Source organism: Sanguibacter sp. A247 (genome assembly GCF_052324925.1).
Classification (GTDB): Bacteria; Actinomycetota; Actinomycetes; order Actinomycetales; family Cellulomonadaceae; genus Flavimobilis.
This window is the reverse complement of the sequence record NZ_JBQPRE010000001.1, coordinates 334635-361000: the sequence shown is the minus strand read 5'-3', so window position 1 is coordinate 361000 and position 26366 is coordinate 334635. Positions and strand designations below refer to the sequence as shown.

At 68.8% G+C, this 26366-nt stretch carries 25 protein-coding genes and 1 riboswitch; of the genes, 8 read left to right on the top strand and 17 right to left on the bottom strand.

Annotated features, from left to right (window positions below):
• Positions 1-33: 33 nt before the first annotated feature.
• The 7 genes from ACTVCO_RS01545 to ACTVCO_RS01515 all read right to left on the bottom strand — a co-directional run bounded on the left by ACTVCO_RS01545 (position 34) and on the right by ACTVCO_RS01515 (position 8577).
• Positions 34-927: a carbohydrate ABC transporter permease gene (locus ACTVCO_RS01545; protein ID WP_443726625.1), complete on the bottom strand. Its 894-nt coding sequence runs from the start codon at positions 925-927 to the stop codon at positions 34-36.
• Positions 927-1949, bottom strand: a complete 1023-nt coding sequence (locus ACTVCO_RS01540) for a carbohydrate ABC transporter permease (RefSeq protein WP_443726624.1) — start codon at positions 1947-1949, stop codon at positions 927-929. The genes ACTVCO_RS01545 and ACTVCO_RS01540 overlap by 1 nt, the downstream gene beginning before the upstream one ends.
• Before the next feature lie 9 nt (positions 1950-1958).
• The gene (locus ACTVCO_RS01535) at positions 1959-3263 is read right to left on the bottom strand and encodes an extracellular solute-binding protein (RefSeq protein ID WP_443726623.1); all 1305 of its coding nucleotides are present in this window, start codon (positions 3261-3263) and stop codon (positions 1959-1961) included.
• 170 nt (positions 3264-3433) lie between these two features.
• Positions 3434-4462, bottom strand: a complete 1029-nt coding sequence (locus ACTVCO_RS01530; protein ID WP_443726622.1) for a LacI family DNA-binding transcriptional regulator — start codon at positions 4460-4462, stop codon at positions 3434-3436.
• Between the two features lie 117 nt (positions 4463-4579).
• A complete protein-coding gene (locus tag ACTVCO_RS01525; RefSeq protein WP_443726621.1) occupies positions 4580-5599 on the bottom strand; it encodes an ABC transporter ATP-binding protein in 1020 nt (339 codons plus the stop codon).
• Positions 5599-7386: an ABC transporter permease gene (locus ACTVCO_RS01520; protein WP_443726620.1), complete on the bottom strand. Its 1788-nt coding sequence runs from the start codon at positions 7384-7386 to the stop codon at positions 5599-5601. The genes ACTVCO_RS01525 and ACTVCO_RS01520 overlap by 1 nt, the downstream gene beginning before the upstream one ends.
• A 6-nt stretch (positions 7387-7392) precedes the next feature.
• Entirely contained in the window at positions 7393-8577 is a 1185-nt protein-coding gene (locus tag ACTVCO_RS01515; protein WP_443726619.1) for a thiamine ABC transporter substrate-binding protein, read from the bottom strand.
• A gap of 86 nt (positions 8578-8663) precedes the next feature.
• A riboswitch (TPP riboswitch) is annotated at positions 8664-8777 on the bottom strand.
• 410 nt (positions 8778-9187) lie between these two features.
• On the opposite strand from ACTVCO_RS01515, the gene ACTVCO_RS01510 reads away from it, so the two are divergent.
• Positions 9188-9469, top strand: a complete 282-nt coding sequence (locus ACTVCO_RS01510) for a DUF4235 domain-containing protein (protein WP_443726618.1) — start codon at positions 9188-9190, stop codon at positions 9467-9469.
• Positions 9470-9927: 458 nt separating this feature from the next.
• Here the strand turns inward: ACTVCO_RS01510 and ACTVCO_RS01505 are convergent, their stop codons facing one another.
• The 3 genes from ACTVCO_RS01505 to ACTVCO_RS01495 all read right to left on the bottom strand — a co-directional run bounded on the left by ACTVCO_RS01505 (position 9928) and on the right by ACTVCO_RS01495 (position 12088).
• The gene (locus ACTVCO_RS01505; RefSeq protein ID WP_443727132.1) at positions 9928-10770 is read right to left on the bottom strand and encodes a VOC family protein; all 843 of its coding nucleotides are present in this window, start codon (positions 10768-10770) and stop codon (positions 9928-9930) included.
• Positions 10771-11144: 374 nt separating this feature from the next.
• The gene (locus ACTVCO_RS01500) at positions 11145-11354 is read right to left on the bottom strand and encodes a hypothetical protein (RefSeq protein WP_443726617.1); all 210 of its coding nucleotides are present in this window, start codon (positions 11352-11354) and stop codon (positions 11145-11147) included.
• A 32-nt stretch (positions 11355-11386) separates the two neighbouring features.
• Positions 11387-12088, bottom strand: a complete 702-nt coding sequence (locus ACTVCO_RS01495) for a DsbA family oxidoreductase (protein ID WP_443726616.1) — start codon at positions 12086-12088, stop codon at positions 11387-11389.
• 141 nt (positions 12089-12229) lie between these two features.
• Between ACTVCO_RS01495 and ACTVCO_RS01490 the strand changes: the two genes are divergently transcribed.
• Positions 12230-13204 carry a hypothetical protein gene (locus tag ACTVCO_RS01490; protein ID WP_443726615.1) on the top strand — a complete coding sequence of 325 codons (975 nt, stop codon included), beginning with the start codon at positions 12230-12232 and terminating at the stop codon, positions 13202-13204.
• A 131-nt stretch (positions 13205-13335) separates the two neighbouring features.
• Here ACTVCO_RS01490 and ACTVCO_RS01485 read toward each other — a convergent pair whose 3' ends face one another.
• Complete coding sequence (locus tag ACTVCO_RS01485; RefSeq protein ID WP_443726614.1) at positions 13336-13584, bottom strand: hypothetical protein; 249 nt, start codon at positions 13582-13584, stop codon at positions 13336-13338.
• A gap of 136 nt (positions 13585-13720) precedes the next feature.
• Positions 13721-14761: an LLM class flavin-dependent oxidoreductase gene (locus ACTVCO_RS01480; protein ID WP_443726612.1), complete on the bottom strand. Its 1041-nt coding sequence runs from the start codon at positions 14759-14761 to the stop codon at positions 13721-13723.
• 100 nt (positions 14762-14861) lie between these two features.
• On the opposite strand from ACTVCO_RS01480, the gene ACTVCO_RS01475 reads away from it, so the two are divergent.
• Both ACTVCO_RS01475 and ACTVCO_RS01470 read left to right on the top strand, forming a co-directional pair.
• Positions 14862-15758, top strand: coding sequence for an HNH endonuclease (locus ACTVCO_RS01475; RefSeq protein ID WP_443726611.1), 897 nt, complete (start codon positions 14862-14864; stop codon positions 15756-15758).
• Between the two features lie 24 nt (positions 15759-15782).
• Positions 15783-16694: a nuclease-related domain-containing protein gene (locus ACTVCO_RS01470; RefSeq protein WP_443726610.1), complete on the top strand. Its 912-nt coding sequence runs from the start codon at positions 15783-15785 to the stop codon at positions 16692-16694.
• Between the two features lie 75 nt (positions 16695-16769).
• Here ACTVCO_RS01470 and ACTVCO_RS01465 read toward each other — a convergent pair whose 3' ends face one another.
• Positions 16770-18263 (bottom strand): hypothetical protein, encoded by a 1494-nt coding sequence (locus ACTVCO_RS01465; protein WP_443726609.1) that lies wholly within the window; start codon positions 18261-18263, stop codon positions 16770-16772.
• Positions 18264-18804: 541 nt separating this feature from the next.
• On the opposite strand from ACTVCO_RS01465, the gene ACTVCO_RS01460 reads away from it, so the two are divergent.
• The 4 genes from ACTVCO_RS01460 to ACTVCO_RS01445 all read left to right on the top strand — a co-directional run bounded on the left by ACTVCO_RS01460 (position 18805) and on the right by ACTVCO_RS01445 (position 23348).
• Positions 18805-19215, top strand: coding sequence for a hypothetical protein (locus tag ACTVCO_RS01460; RefSeq protein WP_443726608.1), 411 nt, complete (start codon positions 18805-18807; stop codon positions 19213-19215).
• Positions 19216-19490: 275 nt separating this feature from the next.
• Positions 19491-20135 (top strand): PKD domain-containing protein, encoded by a 645-nt coding sequence (locus tag ACTVCO_RS01455; protein ID WP_443726607.1) that lies wholly within the window; start codon positions 19491-19493, stop codon positions 20133-20135.
• A gap of 130 nt (positions 20136-20265) precedes the next feature.
• Entirely contained in the window at positions 20266-22407 is a 2142-nt protein-coding gene (locus ACTVCO_RS01450) for a thioredoxin domain-containing protein (protein WP_443726606.1), read from the top strand.
• A gap of 146 nt (positions 22408-22553) precedes the next feature.
• On the top strand, positions 22554-23348 hold the full coding sequence (locus ACTVCO_RS01445; protein ID WP_443726605.1) for a DedA family protein: 795 nt from the start codon (positions 22554-22556) through the stop codon (positions 23346-23348).
• Between the two features lie 104 nt (positions 23349-23452).
• Here ACTVCO_RS01445 and ACTVCO_RS01440 read toward each other — a convergent pair whose 3' ends face one another.
• The 4 genes from ACTVCO_RS01440 to ACTVCO_RS01425 form a co-directional block, all read right to left on the bottom strand.
• Entirely contained in the window at positions 23453-23656 is a 204-nt protein-coding gene (locus ACTVCO_RS01440) for a cold-shock protein (RefSeq protein WP_166412647.1), read from the bottom strand.
• 238 nt (positions 23657-23894) lie between these two features.
• A complete protein-coding gene (locus ACTVCO_RS01435; protein WP_443726604.1) occupies positions 23895-24479 on the bottom strand; it encodes a CDP-alcohol phosphatidyltransferase family protein in 585 nt (194 codons plus the stop codon).
• A gap of 54 nt (positions 24480-24533) precedes the next feature.
• On the bottom strand, positions 24534-25577 hold the full coding sequence (locus tag ACTVCO_RS01430) for a YihY/virulence factor BrkB family protein (RefSeq protein ID WP_443726603.1): 1044 nt from the start codon (positions 25575-25577) through the stop codon (positions 24534-24536).
• 53 nt (positions 25578-25630) lie between these two features.
• A complete protein-coding gene (locus ACTVCO_RS01425) occupies positions 25631-26362 on the bottom strand; it encodes a glutamine amidotransferase (protein WP_443726602.1) in 732 nt (243 codons plus the stop codon).
• Between the last annotated feature and the right edge of the window lie 4 nt (positions 26363-26366).

Genomic DNA, 26366 nt, shown 5'->3' with positions numbered 1-26366 from the left:
GCGGGAGGTAGTCGGGGGCGTCCGCGCGTGCGGTCAGCCCTTGACTGCTCCGGTGAGGCCGCCGACGATGCGGCGTTCGAAGAGTGAGAAGAAGATGAGCGCGGGAATCATCGAGAGCGACGTGAAGGCAAGGACGCGGGCGGTGTCGACCGCGTACTGCGACGCGAACGACTGCACACCGAGCGGCAGCGTGTACGACATCTCGTTGCTGAGGATGAACAGGGGCAGCATGTAGCTGTTCCAGGCCGCGATGAACGCGAGGATTCCGACGGTGATGACGCCCGGCAGCGAGAGCGGGACGACCATCCGGAAGAAGAATCCGAGCCGTCCGGCACCGTCGATCGAGGCTGCTTCCTCGAGCTCCTTGGGAATGGCCCTGAGGAAGGGGACGAGGATGATGATCGTCGTCGGAAGCGCGAAGGCGATCTGCGGCAGGATGATGCCCGCGAGGGAGTCCATGAGGCCGAGCCCGCGCACGAGGATGTACAGCGGCGTGATGGCGACGGTCATGGGGAACATGAGGCCGGCGGCGAACAGCGAGTACATCGCGGTGCTGCCCTTGAACGTGTAGCGGGCAATGACGTAGCTCGCCATGACGCCGAGGATGACGACGCCGATCGTGGTGCTCACCGCGGAGATCGTCGAGTTACCCATCTGGCGCCAGAAGATCTCGTTCTGCAGGACGCTGAGGTAGTTGTCGAAGTGCCAGACGGTGGGGAACCCTGACGGGTCCGTCGTCATCTCGGAGTTGCTGCGGAACCCGCCGATGACGATGAAGAGCACGGGGCCGATGCACATCATGACGAACAGGAAGGCGACGATGTACGTCATGGGTCCGCTGTGGTGCAGGCGCGAGGCCTTGTTCTTGGAGTCTCGGGCCGGGCGGCTCGCCGGGAGCGGCGGCGCGGTCGTGGCGCTTGCGGACATCACTTCTCCCCTTCCGTGATCGCACCCGCCGTGTCACGGCGGAGCACGAAGCGCTGGTAGATCAGGGCGATCACGAGCGAGATGATGAACAGGACGACGGCGACGGCGTTACCGAACCCGTAGTTGCCGGCGTTGCGGCCCTCGGCGACCATGTACGTCGCCATCGTCGAGGTGCCCGCGGTCGTCGCCACGTACTGGCCCCAGATGATGTAGACGAGGTCGAACAGCTGCAGGGAGCCGATGATCGAGAGGAACGCCCAGATGCGGATCGTCGGGCCGAGCAGCGGCAGGGTGATGCGGCGCTGCATCTGCCAGTAGGTGGCGCCGTCGATCGCGGCGGCCTCGTAGAGCTCTTCGGGGATGGATTGCAGGCCCGCGAGGAAGAGGATGACGGCGAAGCCGATGTACTTCCACGAGATGATCACCATGAGGGTCCAGATGGCGATCTTGGGGTCGGAGAGCCACTCGACCGTCCAGTCGGGCAGTCCGATGCGCTCGATGAAGTGGTTGACGGCGCCTGTGGTCTGGAGCATGAGGCTCCAGCCCGTCCCGACGATGACCTCGGAGATCACGTAGGGCACGAAGATGAGGACGCGGACGAGCGAGCGTCCGCGCATGCGCTGGTTGAGCAGGAGCGCGAGCGCGACGGCGGCGGGGCCCTGGATGACGAGCGACATGACGACGATGAAGCCGTTGTGCATGAGCGCGTCGTGGAACGCCGTGTCTTGGAAGATGACGATGTAGTTCTGCAGTCCGACGAACTCGGTGGGCGGGCCGTAGCCCTTCCACTTGAAGAATCCGTAGTACGCCGCCATCACCACGGGGAAGATGACGAACGAGAGGAACATAACGATCGCGGGGCCGGCGAGCAGTGCGATCTCGAGGCCCTTGGCCCAGTCAACACCCCCGGACCGCCGCTTGCGGGAGGCCGGGGACGGCGCCTTCGAGGCACCGTCCCCGCCCGCCGAGCGACCCTCGGGCGCTGATGACGTGAGCATGTTGTCGCCCAAGGTGTCACTCATGATGGCCGATTACTCCTTCGCGAGCGCGTCGGTCACGGACTTGATGACGCCTTCCGGCGATCCGCTTCCGGCGAGCATCTCGACGACACCGGCGTTGAGCGCGTTACCCACGTTCTGGCCGAGCAGGGTGTCGAGCCAGACCGTCACGTACGCGGCGTCGTTGTAGGCGGCGAGCACGTCGAGCAGCGCGGGGTCCTTGATGACGCCCTGCGACTGCTGGTTGGCGGGGAGGGTGACGAACGCCTCGGCGTACGCCTCCTGGTTCTCCTTCGAGAGGACGAAGTTGAGGAAGCTTGCGCAGGCCTCGGCCGGAGCCTTGGCGGAGCAGCTGTAGCCGTCGACGCCGCCCATCATGGCGCTGGGGTCACCGGCACCGCCCGCGACTGCCGGGAACGGGAACCATCCGAGGTCCGCGAGCGGCTTCTTGTCGGGGGTGAGGTCGGCGATGACGCCCGGGTTCCACGCACCCATGAGCTCCATGCTCGCGAGGTGGTTGGCGAGCAGTCCGGCCGACGAGCCTGCCGAGCCCTGGGCCTCGGTCGTGAGGAAGCCCTCGTTGAACGGCTTCGTCGAGGCGAAGTTGTTGAGCTCGGTTGCGGCCTGCTCCCAGCACGGGTCGCTGAAGTCACGCGTCTGCGGGAGGGCGTCCATGACGGCCTTCGAGCAGGAGCGCAGTGCGTAGAAGTAGTACCAGTGGGCTGCGGGCCAGGCGGCCTTGCCACCGAGGGCGATCGGCGCGACGTCGATGGCCTTGAGCTTGGTCACTGCGTCGTTGAGCTCGTCGAACGTCTTCGGCGTCGCGGTGATGCCGGCCTTCGCGAACAGGTCCTTGCTGTAGTACATGCCGCCCGGGAGCACCGAGGTCGGCACGCCGTAGACCTTGCCGTCGATGCTGAACGCGCCGAGCGTTCCGCCGACGTCCTTCTTCACGTCCTCGGAGACGAGGCTCGTGAGGTCGAGGACCTGGCCGGCCTTGACGATCTCGGCGAGCTTGCCGCCGCCGCGCGCCATGAAGATGTCCGGTGCGTCACCGGAGTTCAGGGCGGTCTGGAGCTTGCCGTCCATGTCTTCGTTCTGGATGGACTGAACCTTGACGGTGATCCCAGAGTTGGCCGCCTGGAAGTCGGTCACCATCTTGTCCCAGTATTCCTTGCCGGGACCGGTGGTCGAGTTGTGCCAGAAGGTCAGCTCGGTGGCCTCGCCGTTGGCTCCGGGGGTGCCGGGCGCCTTCGGGTCGTCCCCGCCACAGGCCGTGAGGCCCAGGGTGAGCGCGGCAGTGACTGCCGCGATCCCCATGATCTTGTTTCTCCGCATCAGACTTCACTCCTCGTCGAGTCGTACTGATCGCTCCCCTGACCCTCGTCGGTCAGTGGCGTCAGAGGTAGGCTTCCATGGCCAAAAACCCATGTCAATCGATATCGATAACGATTTACATACGGTTGATGGTGACCCAGGTCACGAAGCGTGTCGGGGAGACTGGAGGATCAGGCGGCGTCGCCGTCGAGCGCGGCAGTCGTGCCACGCTCGACAAGCTTCGTCGGAAGGCGCACGTCCGTCGCCTCGCGCTCGCGACCCTCGAGCAGGTCGATGATGAGGCGCAACGCCTCCGCGCCCATGCGATGCAGGGGCTGCGCAACCGTCGTGAGCGGCGGCTGAGCGGCCGCGGCCTCGGGCACGTCGTCAAAGCCGATGACCGAGACATCCTCGGGGACCCGCAGGCCCAGCTCGCGCGCGACCTCGATCGTCCGCAGGGCGGAGAGGTCGTTCGCAGCGAACACCGCAGTCGGGCGTCCGGGCCCCGTGAGGAGCTCGTGCGCGGGGGCAGAGCTCTGCTCGGCCCGGTACGAACCGACCCGGACGAGCGCGGGATCGAACGCGACCCCGGCCGCTGCAAGTGCCTCGCGGTAGCCCTGCTCACGCAGCCGCGCCGACTCGAGGTCGGAACGCCCCGCAAGGAAGCCGATGCGGCGGTGCCCGAGGGCCAGCAGATGCTCCGTTGCGAGGCGCGCCCCGGCGAGGTTGTCAGAGTCGACGGTCGGCGGGCCGTCGCGGCCCTCGTGGGGGTCGATCGAGACGACGGGAATCGCCTGGCCGGGGTCGACGACCGTCGGCGTCACGAGGATCGCCCCGTCGATGAGCGTGCCCGCGAGGCGTGCGAGCGAACGACGCTCCCAGCCCGTCCGCCCGGCCGCATCAGCGCCGCCCAGTGCCCCCGAGAACGCGAGCAGCTCATAGCCCGTGCCACGCGCCGCGTCGGAGGCACCCTTGAGGATCTCGGTCGAGAACGGCTCGAACTCGGCGACGAGGATCCCGATGACGTTGGTGCGCTGGCCGCGCAGGGAGCGCGCGATGAGCGACGACTCGTACCCGAGCTCGTCGATGACCTTCTGCACCCGCTCGATCGTCGAGGGCGAGACACCATAGCGGGCGTTGATGACCTTGGACACGGTTGCGACGGAGACCCCGGCGCGCTGCGCCACGTCTCCGATCGTCACTCGTCCCGTCGATCGCACGGCACGACTGTAGCCCTCCCGACAGTCAGTTCAGACCATCACACGTCTGTGAGATGCACCCGTACGACGCACGGCCGAGCCCCGCGTTACCCTGCGAAAGCGCCCGTGACCAGCGCGTCAGTCCGGGATCAACGCCGTGCGCGCGTGGTCGAGGGTGAGGTCGAGCTGCGCTCCCGGCTCAGGGGTCACCGCGTCGCGCCCGAGCACGACGGTGACGACGCCGATCCCACCGACGTCGACGCTCGCCTCGACGACCCCGCGGCGCACGTGCACGGACTGCACGACGCCCCGCAGGCGCGGCCCGGCGTCGCTCCCGACGGGCCGGAGCGCCCCGGGCGCAAGCGCTCGGGTGACACCGTCGACCGTGACGCGGGCTTCGTACCCGAGGAACGACGCAACCGACCACGACGCAGGATCCGCCCAGAGCTCGGCAGGCGTGCCCATCTGTTCGACGCGGCCGCCTCGCATGACGGCGACGCGGTCGGCGACCGTGAGTGCTTCGTCGTGGTCGTGCGTGACGAACACGGCCGTCGTGCCCGTGGCGAGGAGCGCCGCACGCAGGTCGACCGCGAGACGTTCACGCAGCTCACGGTCGAGAGCTGAGAGCGGCTCGTCGAGCAGGAGCAGACGGGGCCGTGGCGCAAGGGCGCGCGCGAGCGCGACACGCTGCCGTTCGCCTCCCGAGAGAGTGGCGACCGCGCGCCTGCCGTAGCCCGTCAACCCGACGACGTCGAGCAGCTCAGCCACCCGGGCTGCGCGCACCGCACGCTCCGTGCGCGGAACCCGCCGGCCCTCGACCGTCGTGCGCCCCTGAAGGCCGTAGGCGACGTTGCCGGCCACGTCGCGGTGCGCAAAGAGCTGGCCGTCCTGGAACATGAGACCGAAGCCGCGCTCGTGCACGGGCGTGCGCGCAAGATCGACTCCGTCCCAGGTCACGGCTCCATGAGTGAGCGGTTCGAGGCCCGCGATCGCGCGCAGGAGGCTCGACTTTCCGCAGCCCGACGGTCCGAGCAGTGCAAGGATCTCGCCGCGCGCCACCTCGAGCGAGACTCCGTCGACCGCGCGCACGGGCGTGCCGCCACGACCGTCGGGCGGGTAGGTGACGACAACGTCACGGACCTCGAGCGCACGAGTCATCACAGGTCTCCTGCTGCATCTCCGCGCAGCCGCTCGGCGAGCAGCATGACGGCTGCGGTGACGACCGCAAGAACGGTTGCGGCCGCCATCGCGGTGGAAAGGTTCTCGGGGCCGGGTCGCCCGAGCAGGCGGACGATGACAACGGGCAGCGTCGGCTCGTCGGGCCGGGCAAGGAACGACGTCGCACCAAACTCGCCGAGCGACACCGCGAACGCAAAGCCGATCGCGAGCCCGAGGGGGCGCGCGACGAGCGGCAGGTCGACGGTCCGCAGGACGCGCCCCGGGGGCGCCCCCAACGTGGCCGCGGCCTCGTGCTGGCGGGGGTCGACCGCGCGCAGCACAGGCAGCAGGAGCCGCACGACGACGGGCACGGCGACGAGGGCCTGCGCGACCGGCAGGAGCCAGCCCGTCGTGCGCAGGTCGACGCCCAGCACGGGCCGCGTCATCGTGAGGAGCAGGCCGAAGCCCACGGTCACGGCTGAGACTCCGAGGGGCAGCATGAAGAGCGCGTCGAGAACCGAGAGCCCGCGGCGTCCCGCGCGCGAGCGCGGCCGGCGCGAGACGACGAACGAGACGAGCCCACCCACCACGACCGCGAGCAGCGCCGCCGCCAGAGCCGTCCGCAACGACGTCGCCGTCGCCTGCCACACCGTCACGCTCAGTCCCGTGCCCGGCCCCGCCTCGGCAAGGCGCCGGTAGGCGTCAACGGTCCACGCACCCTCCCGGTCGCGCAGCGAACGCCCGACGAGCGCAGCCATGGGCCACACGAGCAGCACGACGACGACCGTGCCCGTCACCGCCCCCGCGATCACGTCGCTCGGAGAACGCCACGTGAGGCGGCGCTCCCCGCGCGGCTGCGCATGCAGGGGCAGCGCGCGTTCACGCGCGGCGCGCGCTCGGCCCGAGACCACCAGCGAGGCCGCGACGACGAGGACCTGAAGGATCGAGAGGACCGCGCCCGTGCGCAGGTCGAGCAGCTGCGTCGTCCGCGTGTAGATCTCCGTCTCGATCGTGGCGTGCTCGCGAGAGCCCAGCACCATGACGACGCCGAAGGCGGTCGTGCAGAAGAGGAAGACAAGCGCGGCCGCGCTCGCGATCGCAGGCACGAGCGCAGGCAGCGTCACGGTCCGCAGGACGCGCGCGGGGCGCGCCCCCAGGGCGCGCGCAGCCTCCTCCGCCCGCGGGTCGAGCCGTGACCAGAACCCGCCGACGGTCCGCACGACGACCGCATAGTTGAAGAACACGAGCGCGAGCACGATCGCCGTGAACGTGCCGTCGAGGCCAAGCCCACCGAGCGGGCCGCCCGGGCCCAGCAGGGCACGGAACGCCACACCGACGACGACGCTCGGCAGGACGAACGGCACCGTGACGAGCCCCCGCACCAACGCACGCCCGCGGAAGCGGGACCGATAGAGCACGTAGGCGCCAGGCACGCCAAGGACGACCGCAAGGGTCGTGCCCGCGAGCGCCTGGAGGATCGTCGTCGTGACGACGCGCCACGTGCGCGGGCGAGCAAGGACGTCCGCGACACCCGCGAGGTCAAGGCCCCCGGCGGGGCTCGTGAGGCCACGCACGAGCATCGCGACGACAGGCCACGCGAAGAACAGTCCGAGGAAGATCAGCGGCACCGCAGCGGCGAGCGCCCACGATGCCCTGCGCCCCGCCTTCGCCGCGCCGAGGCCCCGCCGCCGTGCCAGGGGCACGACGACGGCGGGGGCGGGCGGCTCGCCGAGCGGCGCCGTGCGGGGGACACGGACGTCGTCGGAGGCGGAACGCAGGGTGGTCATGAAATATCAGCCCAGCACCGTGTCAGTCCAGTCAGCGATCCAGGCGTCTCGGTCGCGAGCGACGACGAGCGGGTCGACAGCGATGGGCTCGGCCGCGAGGGCGCCGTGCGCGACAAAGGCGTCGGGCAGGGCGACGCCCGGGTCGACGGGGTACATGTACGCCGTGTCCGGGAGGGTCTTCTGGAGCTCGGGCGAGAGCAGGTAGTCAATGACCGCACGAGCCCCGGCGGGGTTGGCGGCACCCGCGAGAACACCCGCATACTCGACCTGGCGCGTGCACGTCGCAGGCAATGAGGCAGTCGTCGTGCTGCCGTCGTCCGTGAGCGTGTAGGCGGGGCTCGAGGAGTACGACAGGACGATGGGCCGCGTACCGTTCTCGGCGGCGCCCGTGAAGTCGGAGTAGTAGGCGTCGGACCACGAGTCGGCGATGCGGACGCCGTTGGCCTTGAGCTTCGTCCAGTAGTCGAGGTAGCCGTCAGCCCCGTACTGCGTGACCGTGCCCGCAAGGAAGCTCAGGCCCGGGGTCGAGGTCGCAGGGTTGGTGAGGACGACGAGGTCCTTGTAGGCAGGCTTGACGAGGTCGTCGAGCGTCGCCGGGACGGGAACGTCGGCATGCTCGTCGAACCACACCGAGTCGACGTTGACGCACACGTCACCCTGGTCGACGGGCGTGACTGCGTCACCTCCTGCAACCCTCAGGCCAGCTGCCGCGGCAGGCAGCGCGGGAGAGGCGTAGGGCTCGAAGACGCCCGCGTCGATCGCCCGCGAGGCAAACGTGTTGTCAACGCCGAAGACGACGTCGCCGAGCGGCGCATCCTTCGTGAGGATGAGCTGGTTGACGAGGGTTCCGCCGTCACCCACCTGGACGACCTTGACGTCGAGACCCTTGGCCTTGAGCGCCGCGAGCTGCTCGTCGCCGAGCTCGAAAGAGTCGTGGGTGAGGAGGGTGACGGGACCGCTCGCGGGGGCCTCGGTCGTCGACGCTGTCACGCCCGGGGTCGTGGGCGTGGCCGCGGGCGTCGTGGCGCCCGAGCACGCGGCGAGCACCGCCGTCGTGGCGAGGGCTAGGGCCGCGAGGGCCGCCCGGGCTTTGCTGGTGTGGGTTGCGCTGGTGTGGGTCGTGCTGGTGTGGGTCGTGCCGTCGTGCGTCGTGCTGTCGTGCGTCGTGCTTTCGTGCGTCGTGCTGTGCAAGGTCTTCTCCTCCTACGCAGATGAGGAGGGGCCGCGCCGCTCGCCGCGGCCTGCCGCGGTGCGCGCGACGTGCCGTGGTGAGCGACGAGGTGAGATTCCCGACTTCCTCCACCGGTGCTAACCGGATCAGGTTCGAGGGTCTGCGGCTGTCCGCACTCTCAGCGCCTACGGTCTCCCGCTGCGCTCCCCTGTCGTTCCCCGTCATCATAGGCCGCAGCGCTTCTGGGAGCGTGGGCCGTCCACGTGTCGACGCATGCCCGCTGGCGGTTGAGCGCTGCTCGGGTGGGGTCGGTGGCTGCTGCTTGCTGGCTGCTGGCCTCTTCTTGCTGGCCGCTTCTTGCTGGCCGTCACTTGCTGGCCGTCGCTTGCTGGCCGATTCTTGCTGGCCGTCGCTTGCTGGCATTCGCCGGGGTGATTCCGCTGACCGCTGCCCGGGGCAGATTCCGCTACTCGCGGCGATGAGGTGCGGTCGCGTCGGGGATCTGCGCCGCGTCGGCGGCACAGCTGCGCCGTTCCATGGGACTGCGGTGCGGCGTGTGGGCGGCCAGGACGCTAGCGTGGGGGGAGATGCCGACGACGACCGTGGCACGCCGACCTTGATGGAGGACACGTGGCTGACCAGGAGAAGGAAGCTCTGCTCGAGAAGGTCATCCTGCTCGGTGCTTCGGCGGGGGCGGCGTGGATCGCGCAACGCGGCTTGTCGTACGCGTGGAAGAAGGCGACGGGCAAGGATGCCCCGCGAAATGCCCTCGACACCGATGCGCCAAACACGTCGATCATCGTCTTCGCAGCGATCACGGGGGCTGTCGCTGCTGCCGCGAAGATTGCCGCGGACCGCGGGGCGCGCCGGGTCGCCGCACGCGTCGTCGCAGGCCGCAAGCTCCACCCCTAACACCCCTCTCCCCCTAGCTGCCCGCCCCTAGCCGTCGCTGGCGCGCGGTCGCCGTCGCGCGCTCGCCAGCCCCCGCTCGCCAGCCCCCGCTCGCCGCAGCGCGCCAACATCTCCGCCCACCCGCAACTTTGTGCCCTACCCGCACGTCTGGATCCGCGGGTAGGGCACAAACCTGCGGGTAGCCGGACCGGCGGATGCCCGGTAGGCCGACCGGGGAGCCGGTGAGCCACGGAGCCGGACGGGCGACGGCCCAGGAGGCCAGGAGGCCGGGAGGCCGGGTGGCCGGGTGGCCGGAGAGACCACCTACCCGCAGCTTTGTGCCTCACCCGCACGTCTGGATCCGCGGGTAGGGCACAAAGTTGCGGGTGGGCGGACGGAGGATGCTCGGGAGCCGGGAAACCCGGCCGGCGGAGGCCCGGGAGGCCCGGGACGCCGACCGGGGACGTCCCGGGAGGGTGTTAGCCGACGGCTACTGCGATGCGGTTGTTCCACGGGTCCGAGAAGCGCAGGACCTCACCGTCGTCGGCGTGCTCAACCGTGCCGTGCGTAAGGCGATCGGCGAGCGCACCGATTTCGTCGCAGGTCGGCACGAGAATCGAGACCTCGCCGAGGCCGAGCTGAACGGGTCGCGGCCCGGCGCCCATCGACTGCCACGTGTTCATGGCCATGTGGTGGTGGTAGCCGCCTGCGGAGACGAAGAGTGCGGAGTGGCCGAGCGTCGCGGTCGACTCGAAGCCGAGGGTGTCGACGTAGAAGCGGTGGGCGGCGGGGATGTCGCCGACCTGCAGGTGGACGTGCCCGAGGGTCGCCGCTGATTCCTCGGGCTTCTCGAGCGCGGCGTCGGTGAGGTGTTCGGTGAGGAACGCGTTGGGGTCGATGTAGAGCGTGTCCATGCGGACGTGCCCCTGGGTCCACTCCCACTGCTCGCGGGGGCGGTCGACGTAGAGCTCGATCCCGTTGCCCTCGGGGTCGTCGAGGTAGAAGGCCTCGGAGACGAGGTGGTCGCCTGCGCCCGTGTAGAGCTGGGGCGCGTGGGTGGCGACGCGTGCGAGCGCGCCGGCGACCCCGGCGTGGTCGGCGAAGAGGATCGCGGTGTGAAAGAGCCCGGCCTCGCCGCGGCGGCGTTCGGGCAGGTCGCGGGCTTCGCGCAGGACGACGAGGGGCACGGTTCCGCGGCCGAGGGTGACGACGCCGTCGCGGCCGTCGACGGCGGTGCGCTGCATGATCTGCAGCCCGATAACACGCGAGTAGAAGTCAGTCATGCCGTCGATGTCGCGGACGTAGAGCGTGACGGCGTCCATGTGAGTTGCTGCGGCGAGACGGTCGGCCGGGGCGAGTGCCGACGGGGCTGCGCCTGCGGCATGTGCGAGGCGTTCGTTGGCGGCAGGGCCCGACGGCGCGGGCTGGGCTGCGGCGGTCTGGCCTGCGGCGGGCTGGGCTGCGGCGGGCTGGGCTGCGGCGGGCTGGGCTGAAGCGGGCTGGGCTGAAGCGGGCTGGGTGGTCACGGATACTCCTCGGTTCGACTGCCTCCAGTCTGCCCGTCATCACTTAAAGCGTCAACTATTGAAGCGTGAACCATCGCGGGTGGCGCTCCCCCGTCGATGCGCCGCATGCACGACGCCCGGCTCTCCCGCGATTGCCGGGAGCGCCGGGCGCCGGCCACGAAGAACGAACGTCAGACGTCTGTGGGCCCGCACACTCCGTCGGCGCACGCTTCGCCAGACGCGCCGACCATCGTGAACGCCGACGCAGTTGCCGGCCGCGGCGCCGCGAACGCGTCGAGCATTGCGGCGTCGGCGCGGGGCGTCGGCGCCGAGACGGGCGCAACCCCGTCGAACATCAGTGAATTCTCGTGACCGCGAGGTGCGGTGTGAACATCAGTCATGGATCCTCCTTGATCCTCGAAAACTGTGGGTGTCACTCGGCGGTGGCTGGCCCGGCGGTCGCGCGCTCGGCCACGATCTGGCCGAGCATTTGCGCGAAGGCTTCGCCGGGCTGGGCACCCGAGATGCCGTACCGTCCGTCGATGACGTAAAAGGGTACGCCCGAAATGCCGAAGGCTCGCGCCTGGGCGATGTCGGCCTCGACATCGTCGGCATGGCGGCCGTCGGTGAGGGCAGCGCGGATCTCGTCGGCGTCGAGTCCGACCTCAGTTGCGAGCCGCACGAGCGTGTCGACGTCGGACACGTGCTCACCCTGGGCGAAGTACGCCTCGAAGAGGCGTTCGAGCATCTCGGGCTGCTTGCCCGCGCTCTTGGCTGCGTGGAGCAGCTCGTGCGCGCGCAGCGTCTTCGTGTGACGCAGGCGCGCGAAGTCCATGGTGAGGCCTTCTGCGGCGGCGGTCGCAGTCATCTGGCCGAGCATCTGCTCGACCTGCGCGGCCGGCATGCCCTTGTGGCGCGCGAGAAAGTCGACCTCGGAGCCCTCAAAGTCCTCCGGGGTGTCGGGCGCGAGCTCGAAGGAGTGGTACTCAATCTCAATGGGGAGGGCGCCGTCTGTCGCGGCGAAGGCCGCAAGACCTGTCGCGAGACGGTGCTTGCCCAGGTAGCACCAGGGGCAGGCGATGTCGGACCAGATGTCGATCTTGAGCGGCTCGACGGCCGCGGGCTGGGTGCTCACCCCTCGTCAACCGCGTGGGGCGCGTTGGGTATTCCCCGGGTGGGTGAGGTTGTGCACATCACCGAGCGCGTTGTGCGACGCGCGACTATCCTGACGGAAACCTTGGACCCCTGCCGTTCCCACCGGACAAAGGACGACTCCGTGAAGTTCCGCACCTCGATCGTCGCCGCACTCTCTGCGGCCGCACTGTGCCTTCCCGTGGCCGCGCCTGCTGTTGCGGCGGGGCCCGTGACGACGACGGCGTCTGTCGCGTCGACACTCGGCACCTCGTCCGGCTCGGGCACCATCGGTGGTGCTGCGAAGTCAAAGCTCGGCAAGCCATCGTTCCGCGAGTTGCAGTCAACGAACAAGCGCCAGTCGGTGTCGGTCAAGGTGTCGCAGCCGCGCGGGCAGAAGCTGGCCCTGCAGCGCAAGGACTCCGGCAAGTGGCGCACCATCTCGACGACGCGGGCTCCGCGTACGGGCACGAGCGCGACGGTGCGTCTCAAGGTCCCGGCGAAGGCTGGCTACCGCGCGTACCGCGTCGTCCTGGGCAAGAGCAAGTACAACAAGCAGACGATCTCGAAGTCGTTCAGGTTCTTCCAGTCTGACTCGAAGAAGTACGCGAAGTACATCGCGAAGGCGCGCAAGTACATCAAGCGGTACTGCCCGTCCACCCCCATCTACATCGACTCGCCCCGCGTCAAGGACAGCTCCTACATCGGCATGGCGTGGACGCGGTGGCAGTGGCGGTCGTCGTGGAACGGCTCTGGCTTCACGTACAAGTGGCGTTGGACGCAGACGATCGAGCTTGCGTCGGGCCTCACCTCGAGCCAGCTGCGTCACACGGCGATCCACGAGTGCGCGCACATCGTGCAGGCGCGCCCGATCGGCAAGAGCCAGAAGTCGTACGACGCGTCGGTTGCACGGACGAACAAGGTGTTCCGTAAGGGCCTGCACCCCGCCCAGGAGCAGCAGGCTGACTGCATGGCGACGGCCATCACGAAGTCGACGCGCAACAACTACTACACGCGGTCCTGCAAGGGCGAGCGCCTGAAGAACGCGAAGGCCATGTGGAAGGCGTGGGGCAAGAAGTACCAGGACCCGGAGCGCACGTGGACGACGCGCTCCGCCTGACAGGCAGGCACTGACCTCACAACGTCCGACGCCCCGCTGCCAGTCGCCATCACGGCGATCGGCGGCGGGGCGTCGGCGTATCTAGGGGCAGCCCGGTTCACTGGGCGTGCATCACGGCGTGAGCTCGCGGCTCAGCCGAATCCGACGAGCGCGTTGTACGCAACGAGCACGACGACCGTGAGCACGACGCCGAGGGCAAACCAGAGGCCGCTGCGGTCGCGCTGCTTGCGTTCGGCTGCGAGGGCTGGCGTGAGGTCGGACACGACGACGGTGTACGCGGGCGGGACGTGGTGCCCTTCGACGCGCAGGTGACGCGAGTGCGCCAGTGCGGCGCGCCTCGAGGCCGCAGTGGGGGCCGCCTTCGGGTCAAGGTCCGTCATGTCACCGATATCGGCAGGCCTGTGGCGGGACTTGAGAGCCCACGAGTCGGTGTCACCGGCGGGAGGGTGGGATCGCAGCCGCGAGCATGTCACCGAGACACGCCGAGACACACCGCGAACGGGCCTCGCATCCGGCTCAGGCGAGCATGTCGCGGACGAGCGGCGCGACCTTCGTGCCGTACAGCTCGATCGAGCGCGTGAGCATCGAGTGCGGCATGTTGCCGTTGGCGTACTTGAGGTCGAAGCGGCTGGCACCGAGGCCCTCGAGGGTGCGCGCGATCTTGCGGGCCACAGTCTCGGGGCTGCCGATGGCGTAGGCGCCGTCGGGCCCGACCATCTGCCGGAACTGCCCCTCGGTGATGGGCCGGCCGCCGCGCTCCGCGAAGATGCGTGAGAAGTAGGGCGCGATGAACGGCCACGCCGCGTCAATCGCCTGCTCATCGGTCTCCGCGACGTGGCCGGGCATGTGCACGCCGATCGGCTGGAGCGGGTTGCCGAGCTGGTCGAGCGCGCGACGGTACAGGTCGGTGAACTGCGCGAATGCGAGCGGCTCCCCGCCGATGATGGCGAGCATGAGCGGCAGTCCGTGCTGCGCGGTGCGGATCACGGACTGCGGCGAGCCGCCGACGGCGATCCATGCCTTCAGCAGGCCGTTCTCGACGTGCGGGTACACCTCGGCGTTCTCGAGGCTCGCGCGGGTCTGACCGGACCAAGTGATGGGCTCCTGCGCGCGGGCCCGCATGAACAGGTCGAGCTTCTCCTCGAAGAGGATCTCGTAGTCGTCGAGGTTGTAGCCGAACAACGGGAACGACTCGATGAACGAGCCGCGCCCGAGGATCACCTCGGCGCGTCCGCCCGAGATGGCGTCGATCGTCGAGAACCGCTGGAACACGCGCAGCGGATCCTCCGACGACAGCACCGTCACCGCCGTGCCCACGTGGATGCGCTCCGTGCGGGCCGCGATCGCCGTCGCGACGGTGTCCGGCGCCGACACCGCGAAGTCAGGCCGGTGGTGCTCGCCGATACCGATGAAATCCAGACCCACCTGATCAGCGAGAACGCCCTGCTCGACAACCTCACGGATCGTCTGCGCGTGCGAGCTCAGGGAGCCGCTGGGCGTGGTGGACGTGTCGCCGAAGGTGTCGAGGCCAAGCTCGAGCGGGAAGGGGGTGGGCATGTGGGGGCTCCAGGGTCGGTTCGGTAACAAGTAGAACCGCCCACGATCGCCAAAATTCCCTCATGGACCGTGTGCACTGGGTGCTGGCATCATCGGTGTCATGTCAGCGGACTCAGCGGTTGAACGTGCGCTTCGCCTTCAGGTAATTGACTGGGTGAATCGGAGGGCCGAGGAGAATGGCGGGTTCCTCCGAAGGGAGGAGCTGCTCAACTACACGGCGGGTGGGCTGAAGCTGCCCGTGATCGACTACTCCCGCGGGATCCGAAATCCTGCAACCTTCGAGTCCACGCTGTCGATCGTCTCGACTGCGAACGGACCCTACGACGACTTGGAGTCCGATGATGGGCTCTTGCACTACGCATATCGGGCTGGAGACCCTGACGGGAGCGACAATCGCAAGTTGCGGAATGCCCTTGCCACACGGGAGCCGATCATCCTCTTCCGCAAGGAAGTGGCCAACGTGTACACGCCCGTCGCGCCGGCGTTTGTCGTGGGCGATGACCGCGCCACCCGGACGTTTCTCATCGCATTCGACGAGTCGCTGACGTTGCTCGCCGACCCGGTCGCGATGTCGGAGACGCAGAAGGAGTATGCGATGAGGCTCGCTCGCCAACGCTTGCACCAGCCGGCGTTTCGGACGCGAGTCATGGTCGCCTACTCCTCGCGTTGTGCCGTTTGCCAGCTCAAGTACGGAGCGCTCCTCGATGCAGCCCACATCCTGCCGGACTCAGACGAGCGGGGCGTGCCGACGACCGACAATGGCATGGCGCTGTGCAAGATCCACCATGTCGCCTTTGACCGCAACATGCTCGGCATCACGCCCGACTATGTAGTGAAGGTAAGTCCCTGGGTACTCGAGGACTCGGACGGTCCAATGCTTACGCACGGCCTGCAAGAGATGCATGGCAGGACACTCGTCGTTCCCAAGCGTGCAGCTGATCGGCCCAATCGCGCGTACCTTGCAGACCGCTACGAGGACTTTGTGGGAGCCAGCTGACCGGGCTCCGTTGGCCTCCGGCTCATGTCGGCGCGCGATTGTGCCGATTCATATTCCGTGACCGAGCATCGCGGGCCGGGCGAAGGGGCCGAGGAGGTCGCGTCGCGTGCAGCGCTTCGCGCCCGACGGCTACGGCGTGAGCGTGAGATCGCAGGGGCGACAGACAGCGCGGCCGAGGCCGAGCTCCAGCGAGCGTTGCGGACGCAGAAGAACTGGTCGCAAGGCGCTGAGGGGGAGCGTCTCGTGGCGCAGACGCTAGGTGCGCTCGAGCGTTACGGCTGGCTCCTTCTCCACGACATCCGCTGGCCGGGACGCCAGAAGGCCAACATCGATCATGTTGCGATCGGGCCGGGCGGTGTCGTCATTATCGATACGAAGAACTGGAGCGGCGAGGTCACGGTGACGGACGGCGTCCTCCGCTGCGGCGGATACAGCAAAGCCAAGGAGTGCGACGGTATCGCGCGCCAGGCGGCTGACGTGACCGCACTGCTTCGGCCCGAGCAGCGATCGGCCGTGCGCGGAGTTATGGCCCTCGCTTCTCACGACACCGCGCCCGCCCAGGCGGGGCCGATCATCGTGATGGGCCGCGAACACCTTGGGCCGTGGCTGCTGGACCTGCCCGCCCGCCTGAACCCGTTTGACGTTGTCGACGTCGCTATCCAAGTCAGGCGGGACCACCATTCGTACGAGGCGAGGGTGCGAACTCATCGGCCCCGGGCGCAGCAGAGAACGCAGACAGCGCGCCCGTCGCAGTCAGGATCGCGCGGCGCTACGCGGCGCTCGGCGCGGTCCGCATTCAGCACGATTCTTCGGATGCTCGTCGCGTTCCTCGGCTTCGTGCTCCTCGTCAACTACGGGCCCGCGATCGGTGAGTTCATAGGCGATCTCCTTGGCCAGGCCATCGGAGCGGTCCCCGCGCCCACGCCGGCCGGCTGACCGAGCCCGACCACCACCCCACAAGCGGCGACACTGCAAACCGCCCGGACCCGACCGCTCAAAAGCGGTCCCGCCTCAGTCCTGGTAGTAGAAGTTCTTCGTCCCCAGCAGGACTCCGGCGCCGGCCGGCGACGCCTTCCCGCGGATGTCGTGATCGATTGCGATCGTGAATCGCTTCTTCTTGCCGTTCGCGTATCGCAGTTCTGCGACGCCCTTCTTCACGACCCTGTACGTGCCACGCTTGTCCGGCGGAGCCGACGACCATGACGACCCGATTCCCGGCCAGCTGCCGATCGACGTTCGTGCCCACACGAAGCGCCCGTTCTTTGAGAGCGTGAGGCGCTCGGTCCACGAGGTGCAGCTGATCATGCAGAAGCCGGACCAGTCCTGGTGCACAAGGTCAGCCTTGATGCGCGTGCCCTTCTTCGCGAGCGTTGCCGGTGAGAAGCTCGACTTCTGCTCGCCCTTCGCCACCCGGTACGAGAAGCCCTTCGTCGTCACCTTGAACTTCTGCAAGCCGATCTTCGCGACACCGCGTCGCGCGTCATAGGTGTAGCGCTTGCAAGTCTTCGTCGTCTTGCGGCACGTCGGCGTGCGCCCCTTCTCGTCACCGATGTACACCCACTTCTTGTTGAGGAAGTGCATCGTCGTGTTGTCCCAGCCCGACGAGGAGCTCATGCTTGTCGGCTGGAACCCCCAGAAGTATCGCCCAGAGAGCGACCGATACTTCTTGGGCGCCGGCTCACGCGCGATCGTGAATGACTTCGTCGTCTTGTACCCGCCGCTGGCGGTCACAGTGAACGTCAGCTTGCGGGACTTCGCGCCCTTGAGCTTCACCTTGTAGATCACGCCGTACTCACTCGATCGAGCGTCGATCGTGCCGAGCTTTCGGCTCGCCTTCTTGATCGTCATACCCGAGCCCTTGGCTCGGATCTTCACGTTCTTTGCCGGTCCGCGCCCGCTGTTGCGCACTTCAAGCCGCAGCGTCGTCCACTTGCCTGCGCGCGCGCCCTGCACGGGCTCGCCGCCGGTGACCGCGAGCTTGGGCTTGTACGTCTCGGCGAGGTCCTCGGCATAGAAGCTCTGGTAGGGCGACCCGTCGACCGTGGAACCCACCGTCGCGAACACACATTCGAGGTTCGAGTTCCGGAACGTCGCTGCGGCCGACGACGTCAGCGTCAGCGTTGCGCCGCTACCACCTCGCGCCACACTGAACGTGCCGCCCAGCGTTCCGCTCGCTGTCACGAACTGGCCCGATGTTGCGCCCCTGGGCTGCGCACTCGCCGCGAGCACCACCTGCGGCGTGCACGACGTACCAGCCCATTCCCCGAAGACGACCGCGACCAAGGACCCGGCAGTCGCCGTCGGCGCCGCGGCATACGTCACGGTCGCTCGCAGGCGCCGCCCGACGACGTCCTGCGTCGCCACGATCCGCGTCACCCGCTGCGCAGCACTCGGCGAGGTCGACGTGCTCGCATCCGCGACCGTCGCCGAACGCCGCAGGAGCCCGTCCGAGTACGCCGACGCGGCGACCCGCGTCGTCGAAACGGACGTCGGAAGCGGAGCCACGCTCGGAAGTGGAGCGGCCGCCGCGGGCGCGGCCCCACTCAATGCCACTCCGACCGCCATCGCCGCCAGAGCTGCGACCACTCGTGACCGTGCCATGTCGTCCCCCGACCCTCGCCGACGCTCGTCGGGCACACGATATGACGAGACGGCAGCCGCCGCGACCGGAGGCGAACCCCCACCCCAGGCCCTCCGCCCACCGCGACTCTCTTGGGCACCGTAGTCGCGTGGGGTGGCGAGGACCCTGGCAGGTTGTCCACAGGCCGGCACCCGCAGATGCGGGCAACTGACCCGAGCTCTATGTTCGACGGCAGAACCCGACAGGAGGACCAACATGGCACATTCAGCACACCAACGACACCTGCCCCGGCTTGGCGCAGCCGCGCTCGGAGTACTGGCGCTCACCCTCGCCGGCTGCAGCACGCCAGCCGACAGCTCACCCACACCACCGCCGACCACCACGCACCCCACCACCACTGCGCCTCCGCAGGCAACGCCGACGACAACCGCGGCGGCAGAACCGTCGACCCCTGCGCGTTCGAATGTGAATCCGAAGATCCCCGCTGAAGTGACCTGGGACGTCGTCGAACGGTTCTTCGCCGCCTACACCAGCGGCCTCCACACCGGCGAGTCCACCCAACTCAAGGAACTCTCGACCGAAGACTGTAAATCGTGTGCCAACCTCATTGAGGACATCGACAACTTCAAGACTCAGAGCATTGTGGCGACCGGCGGGGGGTTCCGCTTCCCTCTCTCAGAGGAACTGAAGAGCTCGCACGAAGGCCGGTTCGTATGGCGCGTCGAGTACACACAAGCGCCCATCACCTACGAGTACCCAAATCCAGAGGACTCACATACGACGGAGCCGCTGTCGTCAGTTGCCTATATCGAGCTCGTCCGCGTAGGGCCCAACTGGCGCATCAACGGCATTTCAGCCTCGACGGAGCAGGAGTGATAGAGAACGCCCCGAGCGCTTCACAGGCGGGACCGCTCACGAGACTGAGACTCGCACTACCGCTCATCCTCGCACTCATCGGGTGCTACCCCTCGGCCGCCTACGGGGTTGGGCCAACTGGTCCTTCGGAGCCTTCTATCATCACGAGCCGCACCAACAACGACGCCGTCGGCACCGAGCCGACCCGCGATGCGGCACCCGCCGTTCCTCTCCCGCCTTCAACAGATCCCGGAAGGACGCAGTACACACGGTGGATCGCGGAGAACTGCGTCACCGTGCCCGACGCTCACCCGGTCCTTACCGCATGGTGCGCAGGCGCCCAAGACATCGACCTCTACGAGATCACCTGCCCCGACGGCACGGCGTTCGTCTGGCCCACCCTTGCCCGCACCCTCGATCCAGCGACCAACAAATGGGGTCCCTGGCGCCTCGTCACACCGCCGTGCGTACCCGTCGACGACGGCACCCTCACCTCGGACGACCCCATCGCCGACGCCGTCGCCCGCGAGCTCAAGACCCTGAAGATCCCCGCCAAGCGCGCTCAGATCGCACCGGTCACCGACTGGTTCCCCGTCCAGCTCCCCATGACCTACTACACCGACGCTGAGCCCGAGACCCTCACGACCACAGTCCTAGGCACCGACGTCGAGCTCGAACTCACCCCCACCACCTTCACGTGGGACCCGGGCGACGGCACCGCAGCGATCACGTCGAAAGCGCCCGGCGCCTCCTTCCCCGACGACACCATCACGCACGTCTACAAGAAGGTCGGCGAGTACCGGATCACGCTCACCACCACCTGGGAAGGCCGCTTCCGCATCACCGGAGCCGACACCTGGCGCCCCATCACCGGCACAGGCTCCACAACCCACACCACGGCCTCCTTCGAGACCCGCGAGATCCGCTCCGTCCTCAGCTGACGACGCCCCGTCATCACACCGGTCCACCCCCGACCTCCGCCCACGCCGAGACAGTGACCGCTCGCCGCTGCAGCGTCCGGGGTTCGTGCTTTGCTGGAGTCGTCCCTGCCGTCGCGCCCTCGGAGTCATCGTGTCGAACCGCCTCGCCCACGCGCTCTCTCCTTACCTGCGCCAGCACGCGGAGAATCCCGTCGACTGGCACGAGTGGTCGGACGAGGCATTCGCCGAGGCCCGCGAGCGCGACGTCCCCGTCCTGCTCTCGATCGGTTACGCCGCCTGCCACTGGTGCCACGTCATGGCACGCGAGTCCTTCTCCGACCCCGAGGTCGGCGCAATGCTCAACGCGGGGTTCGTGAGCATCAAGGTCGACCGCGAGGAGCGCCCCGACGTCGACGCCGTCCACATGGCCGCGCTCCTCGCCCTCACCGGGCACGGCGGCTGGCCACTGACCGCCCTCCTCACGCCTGACGGACGTCCCTTCCTCGCCGGCACCTATTACCCACCCGAGCCCGTCGGCGGCCACCCCTCGTTCCGCCAGCTCCTCGACGGCGTCCAGGCAGCCTGGCATGGCCAACGCGACGCGATCGAACGCCAGGCTGACGCACTCGCTGCACACCTGCGCAGCACGTCGACCGCCAGCCCCACGCCCGCACAGGACACCCAGGGCGCACCGAGCGGCCTCGACCCGCTCGCAGTCGCGGCCACCGAGATCCCGAGCACCGGCGCGATGCCCGGCGCCCGTCGCACGGCGATCGCGCCCGGGCCCGACGACCTCGCAGCCGCCGTCGAGCACCTCATCGCAGCAGAGGACCGTGTCCACGGCGGCTTCGGCGGAGCCCCGAAGTTCCCACCATCGGCGAACCTCCTGCACCTGCTGCGCCATCACGGCCGCACGGGTGACGCTCGCGCACTCGCTGTCGTCCAGCGCACCGTCCTCGCCATGACGAGCGGCGGACTGCACGACCAGCTCGGCGGCGGGTACGCACGCTACTGCGTCGACGCGACGTGGACCGTCCCCCACTTCGAGAAGATGCTCACCGACAACGCCCAACTCCTCGCCGTCCTCACAGGACTCTGGCGCGCAACCGGTGAACCCTGGGTGCGGACGACGGCGCTGCGCCTCGCCACCTTCCTCGAACACGACATGCTCACCCCCACAGGATTCGCGACCTCCCTCGACGCTGACACGGACGGCGCCGAGGGCACCTTCTACGTGTGGACTCCCGCACAGCTCACCGACGCCCTCGGGGCCGACGACGCGGCGTGGGTCGCTGACATCTGCTCCGTCACCGACGCAGGCACGTTCGAGCACGGCACGAGCGTCCTGCGCCTCGCACCCCACGTGCTCGCAGCACCCGCTGCCTCGTCCGACGGCGAACGCTGGGCACACATCCGCACTCGGCTCCACGAGGTTCGCGCGACGCGCACAGCGCCCGCCCGCGACGACAAGGTCGTCGCCGGCTGGAACGGCCTCACCCTCGGCGCCCTTGCGGAGGCAGGTCGGACACTCGACGCACCCCATCTCGTCGAGCTTGCGACGCGCGTCGCGCACACCGTCGTCGGGCGCCACCTCACCGACGGGACGCTGCACCGCACGAGCCTCGGCGACCGCGTGAGCCCAGTCGAAGGCACCCTCGAGGACCACGGCCTGCTTGCCGACGGGCTCCTCCAGCTCCACGCCGCGACAGGCGACCCCCACTGGTACGACGTCGCACACCAGATCGTCAACCGCATGCTCGACCGCTTCGTCGACGGCGACGCCTACTACGACGCGCCACCCGCGGGCACAGGCCCAGCACTCGTCGTCCGGCCCGGGGATCCCACCGACGGCTCCTCGCCGTCGGGCCGCTCCGCGGCCGCCGGTGCGCTCCTCCGTCTCGCAGCACTCAGCGGCGACCACCGTCAGCTCGCCGCCGCACACACCGCGCTCGCCCCCTACCGCGCACTCGCCCACGGTGCGCCCCGCGCCGCAGGCTGGGGCCTCGCCGTCGCCGAGGCCCTCGTCGACGGACCCCAGTGCGTCGTCCTGGCAGGCGCGACCCCGGACGACGAGCTTGCACGCATCGTCTGGTCGTCGACCGCCCCCGGCGTCGTCGCAACACTCGTCGCACCCCACGATGCCTCGGCTCCCAAAGTCGCGATCCCCGCCCACGCCGACCGCCTGCCCGTCAACGGCACGCCCACCGCATACGTCTGCCGCGGCACCACCTGCTCCCTGCCACTCACCGCACCCGACGCCCTCGCGCGCACCCTCTCACCCCAGCGCAGCTGAGCACGCCGACCACACCGCGCAGCACGGCCACGCGCAGCGTTTCCCTACGACACCTCCCCACGCGCTCGCCCACCGCGGCCCGCCACCCGGGTAGGTTCAGGAAGGCCGCTTCCACCTGGCCACCCCTCTCGCTGAAGCACGGAGCCATGAACCCCATCCGCACCGCCCTGCTCACGACCGAGACCCATCCCGCCGCCGGCTACGACGGCTTCATCGGCTGGGTGCTCGGTCTCATGGAAACCCTCGGCGAGATCGGTGTCGGCATCGCCGTCCTCGTCGAGACGTTCGTGCCCCCGATCCCGTCCGAGGCAGTGCTGCCCGGCGCCGGATTCCTCGCCTACGAGGGCCGCATGAACGTCTGGCTCGCCTGGTCCATGGCCACCGCCGGCGCCCTCATCGGCGCCTGGGCCTGGTACGGCATCGGCTACGCGTTCGGACGCAACCGCACGCGCGCGATCGTCGGCGCGATTCCTCTCATGGAGCACGAGGACTTCGACCGCGCCGAGGCCTTCTTCAGCCGGTGGGGCGGAACCGCGGTCTTCGTCGGGCGCTGCGTACCTCTTGTGCGCTCCTTCATCTCGATCCCCGCCGGGATCGAACGCATGCCCATCGGCCGCTTCACGTGGTATACCTTCGCCGGCTCCGGGCTGTGGAACGCGATCTGGATCGGCATCGGCTACGTCGCCGGGCCTGCGATCCGCCCCGTGCTCGAGAGGTGGAGCGGCGTCCTCTCGACGCTCGTGCTCGTCGTCATCGGCGCCCTCGTCCTCTGGTTCGTCGCCGCACGCCTCCTGCGCATCACGCGCGTCCGCGCCGCCAACCGCACCGCGCAGGACGCCGTCGAAGATGCCGTCGAGACCGTCGTCGAGGCCGTCACCGACATCGACCTCGACGAACCGGCCACGCCCGGCGACGGCCAGCAGGGCAATCCCCGCGCCTGACGGCGGGCCCCACCGGGCGTCAACGACACGCCCCCCGGGCATGCAGAACGCCCCGCCCCCCGTGAGGGGAGCGGGGCGTTCGAAGATCTACGCGCTGTGCGAGATCAGATGGGGCGGATGTTCTCCGCCTGCGGGCCCTTCGGGCCCTGCGTGACGTCGAACTCGACGCGCTGGTTCTCCTCGAGCGAGCGGTAGCCGCTCGACTGGATGGCCGAGTAGTGCGCGAACACGTCGGCGCTACCGTCCTCGGGGGCGATGAAGCCGTAGCCCTTTTCCGAGTTGAACCACTTCACGGTTCCAACAGACATTCCGTACTCCTTCAGAGTGCTCGGACGGTCCTCGTCTTTCGAGGACCGCTCCGTCGCGGTGTTCTTCGTCCACTCCTGAAGCCGGAACGCGATGATTCCATCGCAGCGAGACGAGCAAAGCACAGCAACTACCACGTCAGCATAGGGGACTGAGGGCCTCTTGTGCGAGTCGGATCGAGAACCTCTTTATAACGATGCGGAAACAACACGCATCCGACGCTCCCCGTGCACCAGATGTTCAGACGAGACGACTGGGACCTTGAGCCTCAGAAGAGGCGCGCCCAGGCCCGTAGACGAGCTGCCACGCCCGCACCGCATAGGCGGTCGCCGCGACCGCATGGCCCACGCACCCCGCCACCGTCAGACCGAACGCGACATGCCACAGCACGCCGTCCGTGCCCGAGGCCAGCAACAACAGCGGAAGTCCCGTCATGAGCGCAGCCGTGCGCGCCTTGCCCAGGAACGACACCTCGAGGTCAGGCAAGGGCCAGCGCTTGGTCGCCATGAGGAACAGCGACCCACAGATGAGAATGACGTCAGGCAGCACGACGAGCCCGAGCATCCACAGGCGAAGCTCACCCAGCGCAGTGAGTGTGATGATGACCGCAAGCATCCCCAGCCGGTCCGCGAGGGGGTCCAGGGTCTTGCCAAGCTCGCTCGCCATGTCGAAGCGCCGGGCGATGAAGCCGTCGGCCCAGTCCGTGATGCCGAGCCCGATGAGGGTCACGATCGCCGCACCCGTCTGACCCGTCACAGCGAGCACGACGAACAGCGGGGTGAGGACGACGAGGCGGACCACGGTGATGATGTTGGGAATCGTCACCTGCCGTCCTTCCTTTCATAGCGGGCCCGCGACAGGCCCACGCTGCGCGTCAGCCTATCGGCCAGCGGACGCTGGACCTGTGTGCGTCCCATCCGCGGTGACCAAGGTCGCAAGCGCCGCACGCCGCACGGCCTCGTCACGCTCGGCTGCCTTCGCCGAGGCACGCGCCCGCTTCTCGATGCCAGCGGTCGAGCGCACGGGCAGGAGCGCACGCTCCGACGCATGCATGCCCGCCCGCAGCTGGCGGCCCCGCAGCAGCTCGTGATCAAGCTCTGCCCCCAGGACGAGGATCATCGAGCAGATCCACAGCCACACGAGCACGACGACGACGCTCGCGAGCGCCCCGTACGTGCGGTCGTAGCTCCCGAAGTTGCTCACGTAGAAGCCGAAGCCCCAGCTCGCGACGAGGATGACCCCGATCGCCACCGCCGCCCCCGCCGACAGGAGCCGGAACCGTCCCGGCCGCACGTTCGGCGTCCAGTGGTAGAGCAACGAGACGAGCAGCACGAGCGCGACAAGGACGAGCGGCCAGCGACCCCAGGCGAACAGCGTGACGAACGTGTCGCTCAGCCCGATCGGCTCACCCAACGCCCGCGCCACGTCGCTCGAGACGACGAGCAGCACAGCGACGATCGCAGCCACGAGCACGAGCACGACCGTGAGCGCCGCCATGAGCGGCCGCAGCACCCACACGGGCCGCCCCTCCTCAACACCGTGCACGGTATTCATCGCTCGTGAGAACGCCGTGACGAACGCCGAGGCCGACCAGAGCGCGACGACAAGACCGACGACGAAGGCGAGCCCCGCCCCTCCGCTCTCGGCCAGACGCGTGAGGATACCGCCCACCGTCTCGACGACCTCGGGCGACGCCACCTCGCGCAGCACCCCCATGATCTCGTCGACGACGGACTGCCGGTTCTCGACAAGGCCGACGATCGACAGCAGAGCCGCCGCCGCAGGCGCGATCGCAAGCACCGCGTAGAACGTCAACGCAGCCGCGACATCCGTCCCGCGGTCCGCAAGAAACGCTCTGACCGTCGCGCGTGCGACGGTCAGCGGAGAGCGGCGGGGGGCGCGAGGCTCGTCGACCGGTGTCATGGACTGATCGTCCCGCGCGGCGAGAGCGCTCGCCATCGGGGGCGACGCGCTAGCTAGCGCGCGAAGAGCTCGACGAAGCGCCGCAAGATGCGCGGCGGCTCCGGAGCGTCGCTCGCCCGGGCCGTCGCAAGAACCGCCTCGGCCTCGTCGGGCGCGTAGTAGCCGTGGCCCGCGTACGCCTCGAGGCGCTGCACGTACGCGTCACGCGTGAGCTCCGGGTGAAACTGCGTGGCGTACGCCGCCCGCCCCACCCGGAACATCTGCACGGGGCACGCGGTGCCCGTCGCGAGCAGCACCGCGTGGGGCGGGAGCGACGTCACGGCCTCCTTGTGCCCGACGTACGCCGCGAAGACGTCCGGCAGGCCCGCAAGGAGCGGGTCCGCCCGACCCTCGTCCGTCAGCGCGACGTCGATCGTTCCCGCAGGCTCCCCGAACTCTGGGCCGACGATCGCGCCGATCTTGGTTCCGAGCGTCCCGACGCCGTAGCACGCACCCAGGTACGGCACGTCACGCGCGAGCACCTCGTCGAGCAGCGCCGAGATCTCTGCCTCGACCCGCACCTGCGTCGCACTCTTCGAGCCCGCCGGAACCGACGACGTGAACGGGCTGCCCGCGACGATCACGCCCGAGACAGCAGCAAGATCGAGCTCGGGCATCGGCCCCTGCTCAAGACGCACCCGAACGAGCTCGTGCGGCGCGAGCCCACCGAGCTCGAGGTACGCCGCGTGCTCCACATCGGCGATCTCGTCCTCGGCGCGCGTCGCGATGAGCACGAACGGGTGCATCTGA

Coding starts and splice junctions, on each gene's coding strand:
- ACTVCO_RS01545 (WP_443726625.1), bottom strand. CDS start 927: ATGTCCGCAAGCGCCACGACCGCGCCGCCGCTCCCGGCGAGCCGCCCG.
- ACTVCO_RS01540 (WP_443726624.1), bottom strand. CDS start 1,949: ATGAGTGACACCTTGGGCGACAACATGCTCACGTCATCAGCGCCCGAG.
- ACTVCO_RS01535 (WP_443726623.1), bottom strand. CDS start 3,263: ATGCGGAGAAACAAGATCATGGGGATCGCGGCAGTCACTGCCGCGCTC.
- ACTVCO_RS01525 (WP_443726621.1), bottom strand. CDS start 5,599: ATGACTCGTGCGCTCGAGGTCCGTGACGTTGTCGTCACCTACCCGCCC.
- ACTVCO_RS01520 (WP_443726620.1), bottom strand. CDS start 7,386: ATGACCACCCTGCGTTCCGCCTCCGACGACGTCCGTGTCCCCCGCACG.
- ACTVCO_RS01505 (WP_443727132.1), bottom strand. CDS start 10,770: ATGGACGCCGTCACGCTCTACGTCCGCGACATCGACGGCATGACTGAC.
- ACTVCO_RS01500 (WP_443726617.1), bottom strand. CDS start 11,354: ATGACTGATGTTCACACCGCACCTCGCGGTCACGAGAATTCACTGATG.
- ACTVCO_RS01485 (WP_443726614.1), bottom strand. CDS start 13,584: ATGACGGACCTTGACCCGAAGGCGGCCCCCACTGCGGCCTCGAGGCGC.
- ACTVCO_RS01480 (WP_443726612.1), bottom strand. CDS start 14,761: ATGCCCACCCCCTTCCCGCTCGAGCTTGGCCTCGACACCTTCGGCGAC.
- ACTVCO_RS01475 (WP_443726611.1), top strand. CDS start 14,862: ATGTCAGCGGACTCAGCGGTTGAACGTGCGCTTCGCCTTCAGGTAATT.
- ACTVCO_RS01470 (WP_443726610.1), top strand. CDS start 15,783: ATGTCGGCGCGCGATTGTGCCGATTCATATTCCGTGACCGAGCATCGC.
- ACTVCO_RS01445 (WP_443726605.1), top strand. CDS start 22,554: ATGAACCCCATCCGCACCGCCCTGCTCACGACCGAGACCCATCCCGCC.
- ACTVCO_RS01440 (WP_166412647.1), bottom strand. CDS start 23,656: ATGTCTGTTGGAACCGTGAAGTGGTTCAACTCGGAAAAGGGCTACGGC.
- ACTVCO_RS01430 (WP_443726603.1), bottom strand. CDS start 25,577: ATGACACCGGTCGACGAGCCTCGCGCCCCCCGCCGCTCTCCGCTGACC.
- ACTVCO_RS01425 (WP_443726602.1), bottom strand. CDS start 26,362: ATGCACCCGTTCGTGCTCATCGCGACGCGCGCCGAGGACGAGATCGCC.